This window comes from Pseudoalteromonas sp. NBT06-2, from assembly GCF_002276045.1.
GTDB lineage: Bacteria > Pseudomonadota > Gammaproteobacteria > Enterobacterales > Alteromonadaceae > Pseudoalteromonas.
This window is the reverse complement of the sequence record NZ_NQMR01000423.1, coordinates 1-473: the sequence shown is the minus strand read 5'-3', so window position 1 is coordinate 473 and position 473 is coordinate 1. Positions and strand designations below refer to the sequence as shown.

1 protein-coding gene is annotated in these 473 nt (G+C 38.9%); it reads left to right on the top strand.

Annotation, left to right across the window (positions count from 1 at the left end; all coding sequences use genetic code 11):
* Positions 1 to 24: 24 nt before the first annotated feature.
* Positions 25 to 473 (top strand): DUF3164 family protein (locus CJF42_RS26390; protein ID WP_252097753.1); only part of this gene is annotated, 449 nt, incomplete at its 3' end.

Genomic DNA, 473 nt, shown 5'->3' with positions numbered 1-473 from the left:
CTGGCTGAATTTAAAGAAAAACAAATGGATGAAGCGGATGCCTTTATTGAATTGTTAGCCCAAGAACATGACGTAAAACTGGGCGGTAAAAAAGGCAATATTACTTTGCGCTCATTCGATCACACGCTCAAAGTGACGCTACAAAACCAAGAGCGAATTGAACTTGGTCCTGAGTTACAACTGGCAAAAGATTTAATAGATCAATGCCTGGATAAATGGACACAAAATGGTAATCACAATATTCAGGTGATTGTGAATAATGTGTTCAATACAGATAAAGAAGGCACCATCAACCCGCAACGTATTTTAAGCCTACGCAAATATGAAATATCAGATGATTCAGGTAAATGGCAAAAGGCCATGGACTTAATCGCACAGTCTGTTGATGTAGTAGATTCATGTCGCTTTATTCGCTTTTATGAAACCGATGATACTGGTAAAGAGCAGGCCATTTCACTTGATATCGCCAAGCT